This is a genomic window from Mesocryomonas fontinalis (assembly GCF_055730125.2).
Map to the genome: position 1 here is coordinate 116,090 of NZ_JBUZWG020000007.1, position 13,081 is coordinate 129,170.

General features: G+C 68.4%; 12 protein-coding genes. 8 read left to right on the forward strand and 4 right to left on the reverse strand.

Translation table 11 applies throughout. From position 1 onward, the window contains the following. Positions 1 to 19: 19 nt before the first annotated feature. The 4 genes from ACZL02_RS17465 to lpxK are packed head-to-tail and all read left to right on the forward strand — an operon-like array spanning position 20 to position 3,423. The gene (locus ACZL02_RS17465) at positions 20 to 256 is read left to right on the forward strand and encodes a DUF4170 domain-containing protein (protein WP_472932259.1); all 237 of its coding nucleotides are present in this window, start codon (positions 20 to 22) and stop codon (positions 254 to 256) included. A gap of 23 nt (positions 257 to 279) precedes the next feature. Continuing rightward, positions 280 to 1,071 carry a lysophospholipid acyltransferase family protein gene (locus tag ACZL02_RS17470; RefSeq protein ID WP_472940172.1) on the forward strand — a complete coding sequence of 264 codons (792 nt, stop codon included), beginning with the start codon at positions 280 to 282 and terminating at the stop codon, positions 1,069 to 1,071. Beyond that, positions 1,068 to 2,390, forward strand: a complete 1,323-nt coding sequence (waaA, locus tag ACZL02_RS17475) for a lipid IV(A) 3-deoxy-D-manno-octulosonic acid transferase (RefSeq protein WP_472940173.1) — start codon at positions 1,068 to 1,070, stop codon at positions 2,388 to 2,390. The genes ACZL02_RS17470 and waaA overlap by 4 nt, the downstream gene beginning before the upstream one ends. Before the next feature lie 4 nt (positions 2,391 to 2,394). Then, positions 2,395 to 3,423 (forward strand): tetraacyldisaccharide 4'-kinase, encoded by a 1,029-nt coding sequence (lpxK, locus tag ACZL02_RS17480; protein WP_472940174.1) that lies wholly within the window; start codon positions 2,395 to 2,397, stop codon positions 3,421 to 3,423. Between the two features lie 39 nt (positions 3,424 to 3,462). Here lpxK and ACZL02_RS17485 read toward each other — a convergent pair whose 3' ends face one another. The 3 genes from ACZL02_RS17485 to groES all read right to left on the reverse strand — a co-directional run bounded on the left by ACZL02_RS17485 (position 3,463) and on the right by groES (position 5,901). Further along, positions 3,463 to 3,702, reverse strand: coding sequence for a DUF2093 domain-containing protein (locus ACZL02_RS17485; RefSeq protein ID WP_472940372.1), 240 nt, complete (start codon positions 3,700 to 3,702; stop codon positions 3,463 to 3,465). A 164-nt stretch (positions 3,703 to 3,866) separates the two neighbouring features. Continuing rightward, a complete protein-coding gene (groL, locus tag ACZL02_RS17490) occupies positions 3,867 to 5,522 on the reverse strand; it encodes a chaperonin GroEL (RefSeq protein WP_472940175.1) in 1,656 nt (551 codons plus the stop codon). Between the two features lie 82 nt (positions 5,523 to 5,604). Then, the gene (gene groES / locus ACZL02_RS17495) at positions 5,605 to 5,901 is read right to left on the reverse strand and encodes a co-chaperone GroES (protein ID WP_188849147.1); all 297 of its coding nucleotides are present in this window, start codon (positions 5,899 to 5,901) and stop codon (positions 5,605 to 5,607) included. Positions 5,902 to 6,319: 418 nt separating this feature from the next. Here groES and ACZL02_RS17500 point away from each other — a divergent pair, with 418 nt between their 5' ends. From ACZL02_RS17500 to ACZL02_RS17515, 4 genes are all read left to right on the forward strand, one after another. Further along, entirely contained in the window at positions 6,320 to 7,156 is an 837-nt protein-coding gene (locus ACZL02_RS17500; RefSeq protein ID WP_472940176.1) for a TIGR01459 family HAD-type hydrolase, read from the forward strand. Next, a complete protein-coding gene (locus ACZL02_RS17505; RefSeq protein WP_472940177.1) occupies positions 7,153 to 8,124 on the forward strand; it encodes a bifunctional riboflavin kinase/FAD synthetase in 972 nt (323 codons plus the stop codon). Before ACZL02_RS17500 ends, ACZL02_RS17505 begins: the two co-directional genes overlap by 4 nt. A gap of 435 nt (positions 8,125 to 8,559) precedes the next feature. Further along, positions 8,560 to 11,538, forward strand: coding sequence for an isoleucine--tRNA ligase (ileS, locus tag ACZL02_RS17510; RefSeq protein WP_472940178.1), 2,979 nt, complete (start codon positions 8,560 to 8,562; stop codon positions 11,536 to 11,538). 204 nt (positions 11,539 to 11,742) lie between these two features. Then, positions 11,743 to 12,420: a hypothetical protein gene (locus tag ACZL02_RS17515; protein ID WP_472940179.1), complete on the forward strand. Its 678-nt coding sequence runs from the start codon at positions 11,743 to 11,745 to the stop codon at positions 12,418 to 12,420. Between the two features lie 42 nt (positions 12,421 to 12,462). Here ACZL02_RS17515 and ACZL02_RS17520 read toward each other — a convergent pair whose 3' ends face one another. Next, positions 12,463 to 12,912 carry a nucleoside deaminase gene (locus ACZL02_RS17520; RefSeq protein ID WP_472940180.1) on the reverse strand — a complete coding sequence of 150 codons (450 nt, stop codon included), beginning with the start codon at positions 12,910 to 12,912 and terminating at the stop codon, positions 12,463 to 12,465. Positions 12,913 to 13,081: the final 169 nt, after the last annotated feature.

Sequence of the window (13,081 nt, forward strand, 5' to 3'; positions counted from 1 at the left end):
TGGGACGAGGAATATTGCCATGGTTGCCGAGCAGGAATCCAAGCAGCGCCTTCATCTGGTCTTCGGCGGAGAGCTGAAGACGCTGGAAGGCGTCGACTTCAAGAATCCCGCCGGCCTTGATATCGTCGGCATCTTTCCAGACTATGGCTCGGCCTTGAGCGCCTGGCGCGCCAAGGCGCAGGCAACCGTCGACAACGCCGCCATGCGCTACTTCATCGTGCACATGCACCGCCTCCTGGACCCGGAAGGCGTTTGAGCGTCCCCCATAAGACCGCAGTGATGGCCATGAGCGATGAGATGGGCCGCGTCGGCGAGGCCGACCGGACGCCCAAACGCAAGCGTCAGGGCCTGCAGCAGCGCATCAAGCGGATCGGCCGTCGCCTGCTGCGCCAGCCGCAGATCACCTCTGCGGCAGGAAAGCTGCTGCACGACGCGCTGCGCTTCGTCCATTGGTCGCAGAAGCCGGTCGCCGGCTCCAGCGACTTCACCACGGTGCTGACCCGCGAGCATCCCGCGATCGTCGCACTCTGGCACGGGCAGCATCTGCTGGCGCCGTTCTTCCGGCCGGTGACGCTGCCCTATGTCGCGCTGCTGTCGCGCAATGCCGATGCCGAGATCAATGCCGCCGTGGTCGAGCGCTTCGGCATCGCGACGGTGCGCGGCTCCGGCGGGCGGGTGCGCAATGCGGTCTCGCGCAAGGGCGGCGCGCGGGCGCTGATCGTGTTGCGGCGCCTCCTGTCGGAAGGCAACGGTGTCTGCATGATCGCCGACGTGCCGAAGGGGACGCCGCGCCAGGCGGGCCTCGGCATCGTCACCCTCGCACGGCTTTCGGGCCGGCCGATCATCCCCTCGGCCGCCGTCACCAGCCGCCGCCGGATCATCGCGCGGTCGTGGGACAAGACGGCCATCCCCCTCCCCTTCGGCCAGCTGGCGGTGGTGCTGGGCGAGCCGATCTTCGTGCCCGCCGACGCCGATGCGGCGCTGATGGAGGAAAAGCGCGTGGCGGTCACAGCAGCGATCGAGGCGGCGAATACGAAGGCGATGGCGATGGTGGCGGGAGCAGCGCGATGAGCCAGGGCTGGGCGCGCACCGCGCTGACCGCCTACCGCGTCGCCGGCGCCGTGGCCTATCCGCTGCTCGGCTCCTATGTCGGCTGGCGCACCACGCGCGGCAAGGAAGAGCCGGGCCGGGCGCGCGAGCGCTACGGCTATCCCGGTGCCGAGCGCCCGGGCGACGGGCCGCTGATCTGGGTGCATGCGGCAAGCGTCGGCGAGAGCAACGCTGTGATGCCGCTGGTGCGCGAGATCGCGGCCGAGAACATCAAGATCGTCATGACCACCGGAACGGTGACCTCGGCCGCCATGGTGCGCGAGCGGCTCGGCGATTCCGTCGTGCACCAATACGTGCCGCTGGACCTGCGGCCCTCGGTATCCCGGTTTCTTGACCATTGGCGCCCGGACCTTGCGATCGTCGCAGAGAGCGAGATCTGGCCGATGACCATGCTGGAACTCGGCCGCCGCCGGATCCCGCAGATCCTCGTCAACGCCCGCCTGTCCGACCGCTCGTTCAAGCGCTGGAAATCCGCGCCGTCGATCGCCGAGGCTCTGCTCGAAAACCTGTCGCATGTCATCGCCCAGTCCGACATCGACGGCGAGCGCTATCATCTGCTTGGCGCCCGGGCGGTCAGCGTCGCCGGCAACCTGAAAGCCGACACCAGCCCGCCGCCGGTCGACCCGGAGGCGCTGGCGCCGCTGCAGCGGGCCCTCGGCCAGCGTCCGGTCTGGGCGGCCGTCTCGACGCACGAGGGCGAGGAGGCGATGGCGGCCGAAGTGCATCTCGGCCTCAAGCCGCAATACCCGGAACTCCTCACCATCATCGTGCCGCGCCATGTCGAGCGCGCCGACGCGCTGGAGAAGGCGTTCACGGCAAAGGGCCTGCGGGTGGTTCGACGCTCGACCGGACAGCTGCCGGAGTACGACACCGACATCCTCCTCGGTGACACCATGGGCGAGATGGGCCTCTATCTCCGGCTGACCGACATCGCCTTCGTCGGACGTTCGCTTGCCGGACAGGGCGGGCAGAACCCGCTGGAGGCGGCGATGCTCGGCACCGCCATCCTGTCCGGGCGCTACGTCCAGAATTTCCGCGAGACCTACCAGCGCCTCCTGAAGAACGGCGGCGCGCGGCTGGTGCAGGACGAGGCGGCGCTCGGCGCGATGGTGGCGCAGCTTCTGGCCGAGCCGGACCTCCGGCAGCGCATGGCGGAAGCCGCGGCTGGTACCGTCGGCGAGATGCGCGGCGCGCTCGGCCGCACGATGCAGGCGCTGGAGCCCTTCCTCCACCCGCTGAAGGTCGCGATCAGCCTCGACCGGCCGGGTCAGCCGCGGTGACACGGTGAGAGGCGGTTCGGCGCCGGGCTTCTGGTGGCGCCCGTCCTCGCTGGCCGCCCGGCTGCTCTCCCCCGTCGCCGCCGTCTACGGCGCAGTCGCCGGCCGGAAACTCGATCGGGGCGAACGCGCCGAGACCGGGCTTCCCGTCCTCTGCATCGGCAATTTTACCGCCGGCGGCGGCGGCAAGACGCCGACGGCCTTGGCGCTCGGGCATGCGGCGATCGCGGCGGGACAGCGGCCGGGCTTCCTGTCGCGTGGTCACGGCGGGCGGCTTGGCGGACCGCTGCTGGTCGATGCGTCCCGGCATACGGCGGCCGATGTCGGCGACGAGCCGATGCTGCTCGCGGGCCTTGCCCCCACCGCCATCGCCGTCGACCGCAAGCAAGGGGCCGGTCTTCTGCGGGAGGCGGGCTGTGATCTCATCCTGATGGACGACGGTTTCCAGTCGGCCCGGCTGCGCACCGATCTGGCGCTGCTGGTGATCGATGCCGGCCGCGGCCTTGGCAATGGGCGGGTGATCCCCGCGGGACCGCTGCGCGCGCCGCTCGGCGTCCAGCTGCGCCACGCCGACGCCCTCCTCGTCATCGGCGACGGGCTGGCCGGCGCGGCAGCGCTGCTGCGGCTCGCCCCGTCCGGCAAGCCGGTGTTCCGCGCCACGCTGGTGCCGGAGGCGCCGGAGCGACTTGCGGGACGCCGGTTCCTCGCCTTTGCCGGCATCGCCGATCCCGGCAAGTTCTACCAAAGCCTCGAAAACCTCGGGGCGATCGTCGCCGAGACCCGCGACTTCCCCGACCACCATGATTTCACCGCCGGCGAGCTGGCAGCGCTCGCCGCGGCGGCCGTACGAGGTGGCCTGACGCTCGTCACCACGCGCAAGGACGCGGTGCGCCTCGCCGGTGGCGGGGTCGAAGCCCGTGCCATGCTCGACCGGATCGCGGTGCTCGACATCCGGCTGGCGTTCGACGATGCCGCTGCGGCAGGACAGCTCGTCGGCGCGGCGCTGGATGCGTTCGCGCGGCGCCAGGCTGGCTGACCGCCGGGTCCGGCGCACCCTGCGACCGGCGTTCCCCGCCTAACGGGCTGCGGCAGCTCTCTGAGCGAGCACCGGGTTCGCCTCGATCTCGCGCTTCAGCGAGGCAGCCGGCGAAGCGTAGGCTTCCTGCCGGGCGACGCTCCAATAGCGCAGCATGTCGAGCGGGATCGCCTCGGATGTGACGGCGCAGCGCACATAGGCGCCGGGCTTCAGGATTTCGAAGTCGCCGTCGAGGTAGCGGATTTTGGCCTCGCCGGCGCTTTCCATGCGGTTCATCATCGGTCGGGCCTTCGTCAATTCGTTTCCCCGGTGAACCATCCAACGGGGCGACAAGTCAACCTTGTCCCCGGAAGCGGCTCCCGGACGCAGAAAGGGCCCGCCATCGCTGGCGAGCCCTCCTGTGGGGTAGATGACCGTCAGGTCCTCTGAGAAGCCGAGGCTTCTTAGAAGTCCATGCCGCCCATGCCGCCGCCCATGCCGCCCATGCCACCTGGCATGCCGCCGCCATTGCCGCCGTCACGCTTCGGGGCTTCCGAAATCATGGCCTCGGTGGTGACGAGCAGACCGGCGACCGACGCCGCGTCCTGCAGAGCCGAACGGACGACCTTGACGGGATCGACGATGCCCATCTGGATCATGTCGCCGTATTCGCCGGTCGCGGCGTTGTAGCCGAAGGTGACCGAGGAGTTGTCGAGGATCTTGCCGACGACGATCGAACCTTCTTCACCGGCATTGGTGACGATCTGGCGAAGCGGGGCCTGGAGGGCGCGGCGCACGATGGTGATGCCGGCTTCCTGGTCCTGGTTGTTGCCCTGGATGGTCAGAGCGTTGGAAGCGCGCAGGAGGGCGACGCCGCCACCGGCAACGATGCCTTCTTCGACGGCCGCACGGGTCGCGTTGAGGGCGTCGTCGACGCGGTCCTTCTTTTCCTTGACTTCGACTTCCGTCGCGCCGCCGACGCGGATGACCGCGACGCCACCGGCGAGCTTGGCCAGACGCTCCTGCAGCTTCTCGCGGTCGTAGTCCGAGGTGGTCTCCTCGATCTGCTGCTTGATCTGGGCAACACGCGCCTTGATCTCTTCGCCAGCGCCAGCGCCGTCGACGATCGTGGTGTTCTCCTTGGTGATGGAGACCTTCTTGGCGCGGCCAAGCATGTCGAGGGTGACGGTCTCGAGCTTGATGCCGATGTCCTCGGAGATGACCTGGCCACCGGTGAGGGTCGCAATGTCTTCCAGCATGGCCTTGCGGCGATCACCGAAGCCCGGCGCCTTGACGGCGGCGATCTTCAGGCCACCACGGAGCTTGTTGACGACGAGCGTGGCAAGAGCCTCGCCTTCGACGTCTTCCGAGATGATCAGCAGCGGCTTGCCCGACTGGACGACCTGCTCGAGCACCGGCAGCATGGCCTGGAGGTTCGAGAGCTTCTTCTCGTGCAGGAGGATGTAGGGGTCCTCGAGCTCGGCGACCATCTTCTCAGGGTTGGTCACGAAGTACGGGCTGAGGTAGCCGCGGTCGAACTGCATGCCTTCGACGACTTCGAGCTCGGTCTCGGCGGTCTTGGCTTCCTCGACGGTGATGACACCCTCGTTGCCGACCTTCTGCATCGCCGAGGCGATCATCTGGCCGATTTCCTTCTCGCCATTGGCGGAGATGGTGCCGACCTGGGCGACTTCGTCCGAGGTCTCGATCTTGCGGGCGGAAGCCTGCAGGGCCTCGACGACCTTGGCGACAGCCATGTCGATGCCGCGCTTGACGTCCATCGGGTTCATGCCGGCGGCAACGGCCTTGCCGCCTTCGCGGACGATGGCCTGGGCGAGAACGGTCGCGGTGGTGGTGCCGTCACCGGCCTTGTCGTTGGTCTTCGAGGCCACTTCGCGCAGCATCTGCGCGCCCATGTTCTCGAACTTGTCCTCGAGCTCGATCTCCTTGGCGACGGAGACGCCGTCCTTGGTGATGCGCGGGGCGCCGAAGGACTTGTCGATGACGACGTTCCGGCCCTTGGGGCCGAGCGTTACCTTGACGGCATCCGCGAGGATGTCGACGCCGCGCAGCATGCGTTCGCGGGCGTCACGGCCGAATTTAACTTCTTTGGCAGCCATTGTGATGGTCTCCAGCGGTGGACCCGAGAGCGGGCGGCACCGTGTTGAAAGGAACTAGAGGCAGATCAGGGTCGAGCGGCGATCAGCCGACGACGCCCATGATGTCGGACTCTTTCATGATCAGCAGGTCTTCGCCGTTGAGCTTGACCTCGGTGCCCGACCACTTGCCGAACAGGATGCGATCGCCGGCCTTGACGTCCAGCGGCTGGATCTTGCCCTGCTCGTCGCGCGCGCCGGCGCCGACGGCGATGATCTCGCCTTCCTGCGGCTTCTCCTTGGCCGTGTCCGGGATGATGATCCCGCCGGCCGTCTTGGTCTCGGACTCGACGCGACGAACAACGACGCGGTCGTGGAGGGGACGGAAGTTGACAGTTGCCATGATCGTTGGACCTTCAGCTGGGGAAACGGACCCCGAAAGGCATCCGCTTCGAGAATGTTGGCACTCACCAAGGGCGAGTGCTAGCGGGGCGGAGATAGAGCCGATGGGAGCCGTTTGTCAAGTCCACGTGATGGAAGAGGGCTCTGGTTCAGGGCTCGAAAACGCTGAGTTGGGCAACGGTAGATGCCCAAGGGCGAATGCCCCAAGCCCTGTAGGTGGCGACGGCCGACGGCTCTGTCCAGGGGATGTGGACGACGTCCAATATGAAGATTAACGGCACCGTCAGCGCCCTGTTCCCAAGAGGCCTCGCCGCGCGCGACCGCGGCAGCCTTCGCGTTGCGACGGCGTGGCCAGCTTGACCGGAGACGCCGTCCTGCTTATCGCCACGGCAGCAGCGCGGCACGCAAGCAGGATCGACATGGAACTCCAGGCCATTACCGGGCTCGATGCGGTCGCATCCGGCTATGACGCCATCTTCTGCGACGTGTGGGGCGTGGTGCACGACGGCGAGAAGAAGTCGCCGAGCGCCGAGGCGGCGCTCTTGGCGGCAAGACGCACCGGCCGGAAAGTGATCCTCCTCACCAACTCGCCGCGGCCGAACGAGGGCGTCGCTACTCAGCTCGACAAACTCGGCGTGACGCGCGAGGCCTATGACCGGATCGTCACCTCCGGCGACGTGACCCGCGTTCTGATCGCCGCCGCCGGCACCAGGCTCTTCCACCTCGGCCCTGCCCGCGACCGCGACCTGTTCGTCGGCCTGCCGATCGAACTGGTGGCGGAAGAGGAAGCAGAGGCGGTGATCGCCACCGGCCTGTTCAACGACGAGCAGGAAACGCCGGCCGACTATGCCGCGCTCCTTGCCCGGCTGAACGGGCGCAAGCTGCCGATGATCTGCGCCAATCCCGACGTGGTCGTGCACCGCGGCGACCGGCTGATCTGGTGCGCCGGCGCACTCGCCCGCGATTACGCAGCGCTCGGCGGCGAGGTCCGGATGGCCGGCAAGCCCTATGCCGCGATCTATGCGGTGGCCGCCGAGGCGGCTGGCGTCACCGATCCCGCCCGCGTGCTGTGCATCGGCGACGGACTGAACACCGACATCCGCGGCGCCGTCGGCTATGGCGCCGACGCGCTGCTGGTGGTCGGCGGGATCCACGGCGAGGAGCTCGGCGGCGCCGGCGTCGCGGCCGAGGCGCTGGCAACGGCTTTGGCCGAGCAGGACCTTTCGGCCCGCTATTTCATGTACGCGCTCGGATGATCCAGCGGCTGCACGATCCCGCCGACCTGCCGGAGACGCTGCGCCACGGCGTCGTGGCGATCGGCAATTTCGACGGCGTCCACCGCGGCCACCAGTCGGTGCTGGCGGCCGCCCGCGACGAGGCCGCGCGGCGGCATGTGCCGCTGGTCTGCCTAACCTTCGAGCCGCACCCGCGCAGCCTTTTCCAGCCCGATCACCCGGTGCCGCGGCTGACGCCGGCGCCGATGAAGGCACGCCTTCTCGGCGCGCTCGGCTTCGATGCCGTGGTGGAGCACCCGTTCGACTGGGCCGTCGCCGCGCTCTCGGCGGAAGCCTTCGTGCAGGAGGTCCTCGTCGGGGCGCTCGCGGCCAGGCACGTCGTCGTCGGCTTCGATTTCCAGTTCGGCGCCAAGCGGCTGGGCACCCCCGCCTTCCTCGCCGGTGCCGGCGCGATGCACGGCTTCGGCGTCACCGTGGTCGAAGCGCTGAACGATGCGGCGGGCGACGTCGTTTCCTCCAGCCGCATCCGCACGGCGCTGTCGGGCGGCCACGTCGACGCCGCGGCAGCGCTCCTCGGCTACCGCTGGACGATCGAGGCGGAGATTACCGGCGGCGCGAAGATCGGCCGGACGCTCGGCTATCCCACCGCCAACATGGCGTTCGAAAGGGACGACATCCTCGCCCACGGCATCTACGCCGTGCGCTTCCGCCGGGCCGACGGCACGCTCTACGACGGCGTCGCGAGCTATGGCCGCCGGCCGACCTTCGACAACGGCGCGGCGCTGTTCGAGACCTTCCTGTTCGACTTCTCAGGCGATCTCTACGGCGAGACCGCCGAGGTCTCGCTCTTCGCCTTCCTGCGCGGCGAGGAGAAGTTCGACAGCGTCGAGGCGCTGGTAGCGCAGATGGACCGCGACTCCGCCGAGGCCCGCCGCATCCTCGCCGCCGCCACGCCGCTCTCACCATTCGACGCCGCCATCGCGTTCTGAACGGAACAGAGGCGGGGCGGCCGGCCAAATGCTGGATGTCCGCCAACCTCACCGATCGTCACCCTCGCGCAAAGCGCGGGGACCCATGCCGCCGCGATGGGGCGCCTGTTCGGTACCGGAGTGGCAGTGTCCCCGCCTCGGCATGGGTCCCCGGGGCCAAAGCCCCGAGGATGACGACCGGTGAGGTTGGCATGCATCGGGCATCACCCTGCGTGCCGACAGCGCCCGCGTGATTCCGCTTTATACGCGCGGCGCGTATTGCTAGAGAGGCGCCATGATCCGGCTCCCGCTCCTGCGAATTATCCGCCCGGCCCCGCGCGCGCTCTAAGCGCTCTGGGGACCGGGACGCGATTGCCCGCCGCAGGCCCTTGCGCCGCGACGCTCTCCCCTTGACGCGATGCGCCGCCTTCCGGCCCGCGAACCGAAAAGACCGACATGAGCGACACCGCCGCCACCGACTATTCCAAGACGCTGTTCCTGCCCGAGACCGAGTTTCCGATGCGCGCGGGCCTGCCGCAGCGCGAGCCGGAATGGATCGCCCGCTGGGACCAGGAGAACCTTTACAAAGCGCTGCGCGAGGATGCCGCCGGCCGTCCGAAATACGTGCTGCACGACGGCCCGCCCTATGCCAACGGCAACCTCCACATCGGCCACGCGCTGAACAAGATCCTGAAGGACGTCATCACCCGCTCGTTCCAGATGCGCGGCTTCGACGCCAACTACGTGCCCGGCTGGGACTGCCACGGCCTGCCGATCGAGTGGAAGATCGAGGAAGCCTACCGGGCCAAGGGCAAGAACAAGGACGAGGTCCCGGTCAACGAATTTAGGCAGGAATGCCGCGAGTTCGCCGCCCACTGGGTCGGCGTGCAGTCGGCCGAGTTCCGCCGCCTCGGCGTCGAGGGCGACTTTGCCGATCCGTATCTCACTATGAATTTCGGCGCTGAATCCGTGATCGCCGGCGAACTGCTGAAGTTCGCGACCTCCGGTCAGCTCTACCGCGGGTCGAAACCGATCATGTGGTCGGTGGTCGAGAAGACCGCGCTCGCCGAGGCGGAGATCGAGTACGAGGATTATGAGAGCGACACGGTCTGGGTGAAGTTTCCGGTGCGGTCCGTTGGACGCGACGGCGCGAAGATGTCCGACCTTCTACCGGCGTCTGTCGTGATCTGGACGACCACGCCCTGGACCATGCCCGGCAACCGCGCCGTCGCCTATTCCGACCGCGTCGCCTACGGCCTCTACGAGGTGACCGCGCCCGATGACGCCGAGGCGCCTCGCTGGGCGGCCTTTGGCGAGAAGCTGGTCCTGGCCGACGCCCTCGCGGCCGACGTCTTCGCCAAGGCGCGTGTGCCGGAGGGTGGCTTCACCCGCCTCGCCGACGTTCCGGCCGCCGACCTCGCTGGCCTGATGCTCATCCATCCGCTCGAGCGCCTCGGCTACACCTTCCCCGTCCCCCTGCTCGAAGGCGACCACGTCACCGACGAGGCGGGCACCGGCTTCGTGCACACCGCGCCAAGCCATGGCCGCGAGGATTTCGACGTGTGGACGTCGAGCCGGAAGCTTCTGGAGCAGCGCGGCATCGACACTGCGATCCCGTTCACCGTCGACGATGACGGCTTTTACACCAAGGACGTGCCGGGCTTTGGGCCGGACGCGCCGGAGGGCCCGGCCCGCGTCATCGACGACAAGGGCAAGAAAGGCGACGCCAATGCACGCATCATCGCCGCGCTGATCGCCGAAGGCCGCCTCCTCGCCCGCGGGCGGCTGAAGCATTCCTATCCGCATTCCTGGCGGTCGAAGAAGCCGGTGATCTTCCGCAACACGCCGCAGTGGTTCGTGTCGATGGACAAGGAGCTGCAAGGCTACGGCCTGCGCGAAGGCCAACTCGCCGAGACCGACACGCTGCGCGGCCGCGCGTTGAAGGCGATCGAGGAGACGCGCTTCGTGCCGGCCTCCGGCCAGAACCGGCTGCGCGGCATGATCGAAGGCCGGCCGGACTGGGTGCTGTCCCGCCAGCGGGCGTGGGGCGTGCCGATCGCCGTCTTCGTCGACGAGGACGGGCAGATACTCAAGGACGCCGCGGTCAACGAGCGCATCCTCGCGGCCTTCGAAGCCGAGGGCGCCGATGCCTGGTTCGCGGAGGGCGCCAAGGAGCGCTTCCTCGGCAACGAGCACGACGGCACCCAGTGGAAGATGGTCACCGACATCCTCGACGTCTGGTTCGACTCGGGTTCCACCCACGCCTTCTGCCTGGAGAAGCGGCCGGACCTCAAATGGCCCGCCGACCTCTACCTCGAAGGCTCCGACCAGCACCGCGGCTGGTTCCACTCGTCGCTGCTCGAATCCTGCGGCACCCGCGGGCGCGCGCCCTACGACGCGGTGCTGACGCACGGCTTCGTCATGGACGAGGAGGGGCGCAAGATGTCGAAGTCGCTTGGCAACGTCGTCACCCCGCAGGAGGTGATCAAGCAGTCCGGCGCCGACATCCTCCGGCTCTGGGTGGTCTCCTCCGACTATTCCGAGGACCTGCGGCTCGGCAAGACGATCCTGCAGACCAACATCGATGCCTACCGCAAGCTCCGCAACACCATGCGCTGGATGCTCGGCACGCTCGCCCACGACACCGGCGAGACCGTGGCGCTGGCCGACATGCCGGAGTTGGAGCGGCTGATGCTGCACCGGCTGGCCGAGCTCGACCGCGTGGTGCGCAAGGGCTACGACGACTTCGACTTCAAGCGCGTCAGCCGCGCGCTGATCGACTTCATGACGGTGGAACTCTCCGCCTTCTACTTCGACATCCGCAAGGATGCGCTCTACTGCGACGCGCCGTCCTCGCCGCGCCGGCACGCGGCGATCCAGGTGGTGCGCGAACTCTTCGACCACCTCGTCACCTGGCTCGCGCCGATGCTGCCCTTCACCATGGAGGAGGCCTGGCTGTCGCGCCATCCGGAGAGCCGCTCGGTGCATCTGGAGCAGTTCCGCACCGTCGATCCCGCCTGGCTCGACGAGGCTCTGGCGACACGCTGGCAGAAGGTCAAGCGCCTGCGCCGGGTCGTCACCGGCGCGCTGGAGGAAGAGCGCCGCGCCAAGCGCATCGGCTCCTCGCTGGAGGCAGCGCCGACCGTCCACATCGAGGATGCGGGCCTCCGGGCCCTCGCCGAGGAACTCGACTTCGCCGAGATCGCGATCACCAGCGGCATCACCATTGCCGCTTTCCCGGCGCCGGCGGAAGCCTTCTCGATCGCCGACACGCCAGGGGTCGCGGTGGTGCCGGGCCTTGCCGAGGGGCAGAAATGCGCCCGCTCGTGGAAGATCACCCGGGATGTCGGCGACGATGCCGAGTTTCCGGAGGTATCGGCCCGCGATGCCGCGGCGCTGCGCGAACTGAAGACGCTCGGCCGGCTGGCGATCTGACGCGGCAGAGCCGGGGCATGCCAAAGATTGGCGGGGACATCCGGAACAAATCCGGGGTTCCCGCCGCGCCACCGGCCGCTTTCTTGCCTCAGCCTTGCGCTTGCCGTAGAACTCGCCCGACAATCGACAGAATTCAATGAGCATGGCTGGGCGCGATCCGGGGATCTCGGTCGCGGGGAATTCGGCAAGGGGGCCGACACGACGATGAAGCTTCGAGAGATTCGCGCCGCCAGCACGATCGCCGTCAGCCTTGCGGCTCTCGGCCTCGCAGGCTGCATGGGACCGACCTACGGAACGGGCAAGTCGGCCGGCGCGCAGATGGTCTCCGATCTCGATGGCATGCTGACGCTCGGCTCCTCGAACAAGGAGCCGATCTCCTACAATCCGCGTGCCGAGCTGGTGAAGCCGAAGGATACGTCGATCCTGCCGCCGCCGCGCGATGGCGTGAGCGCCGCGAACGATCCGAACTGGCCCGAATCGCCGGAGGTGCGCAGCGCCCGGATCAAGGCCGCGGCCGATGCCCGCGACACCGGCGGTGCGGTCAGCGCCGACGTGATGGTTTCCCAGAAGGAAGGCATCACGCAGGAGCAGATCGCGGCCAACACCTATGGCACCGACCGCCTGAGCAGCGATCGCGGCCGCACGACGCTGAGCCCCGACGAGCTGAACTCCGGTCGCGAAGCGTTCAAGAAGCGCCTGCAGGAAAGCAAGCAAGGCAGCCCGACCCAGCGCAAGTACCTCAGCGAGCCGCCGGTCGCCTATCGCCAGCCCGCCGCCAGCGCCCCCGTCGGCGATCCCGGCGTCGACGAGAAGGTCAAGGAAGCCAAGCTGAACAAGAAGAAGGGTTTCGGCGAGACCTTGCGCGGCATCCTGCCGTTCTAGGCCGTCCCACCCGCCCGGGATCGACCGTGTTCTTCGGGCGGATCAGTCCCGGCGAGCCTGGAAGAAATCGCGCAGGATGACAGCCGCGTCGCTTTCAGCGATGCCGGCATAGACCTCCGGCGCATGGTGGCACGTCGGCTGCGCATAGAAGCGGCCGCCGTGCTCGACGCCGCCACCTTTCGGATCGCCCGCCGCGAAGTAGAGCCGGCGGATCCGCGCGAACGAGATCGCCCCGGCGCACATCGCGCAAGGCTCCAGTGTCACGTAGAGATCGCAACCGGAGAGCCGCTCCTGCCCGAGCGCTTCGGCGGCCGCGCGGATCACCAGCATTTCGGCATGCGCCGTCGGGTCGTTCCGCTCGCGCGTGCGGTTGCCGTCACGGGCGATGACGGCCTCCCCCGACACCACGACGGCGCCGACCGGCACCTCGCCCCGCGCGGCGGCGGCGCGGGCCTCCTCCAGCGCCATATCCATGTAATTCTCGCGGCCCATGGCCTTCCCCTCGCGCAGCCTCTCGCCGCGCCCGGCCCGACCTGATAAGCACCGGCGAGCAAAAGGCAAAGATCATGACCGACAGACACGACGGCGACGACGCTAAAAAGAATGGAACGCGCGGGGACAAGCCCGCCGGCGAGAAGCGCGTGTTCAAGCCGCGCCCGCT

What these genes read in the sequence shown, in the direction of transcription:
- ACZL02_RS17465 (WP_472932259.1), top strand. Translation starts at nt 20, where the DNA reads ATGGTTGCCGAGCAGGAATCCAAGCAGCGCCTTCATCTGGTCTTCGGC.
- ACZL02_RS17470 (WP_472940172.1), top strand. Translation starts at nt 280, where the DNA reads ATGGCCATGAGCGATGAGATGGGCCGCGTCGGCGAGGCCGACCGGACG.
- waaA (WP_472940173.1), top strand. Translation starts at nt 1,068, where the DNA reads ATGAGCCAGGGCTGGGCGCGCACCGCGCTGACCGCCTACCGCGTCGCC.
- ACZL02_RS17485 (WP_472940372.1), bottom strand. Translation starts at nt 3,702, where the DNA reads ATGATGAACCGCATGGAAAGCGCCGGCGAGGCCAAAATCCGCTACCTC.
- groL (WP_472940175.1), bottom strand. Translation starts at nt 5,522, where the DNA reads ATGGCTGCCAAAGAAGTTAAATTCGGCCGTGACGCCCGCGAACGCATG.
- groES (WP_188849147.1), bottom strand. Translation starts at nt 5,901, where the DNA reads ATGGCAACTGTCAACTTCCGTCCCCTCCACGACCGCGTCGTTGTTCGT.
- ACZL02_RS17500 (WP_472940176.1), top strand. Translation starts at nt 6,320, where the DNA reads ATGGAACTCCAGGCCATTACCGGGCTCGATGCGGTCGCATCCGGCTAT.
- ACZL02_RS17505 (WP_472940177.1), top strand. Translation starts at nt 7,153, where the DNA reads ATGATCCAGCGGCTGCACGATCCCGCCGACCTGCCGGAGACGCTGCGC.
- ileS (WP_472940178.1), top strand. Translation starts at nt 8,560, where the DNA reads ATGAGCGACACCGCCGCCACCGACTATTCCAAGACGCTGTTCCTGCCC.
- ACZL02_RS17515 (WP_472940179.1), top strand. Translation starts at nt 11,743, where the DNA reads ATGAAGCTTCGAGAGATTCGCGCCGCCAGCACGATCGCCGTCAGCCTT.
- ACZL02_RS17520 (WP_472940180.1), bottom strand. Translation starts at nt 12,912, where the DNA reads ATGGGCCGCGAGAATTACATGGATATGGCGCTGGAGGAGGCCCGCGCC.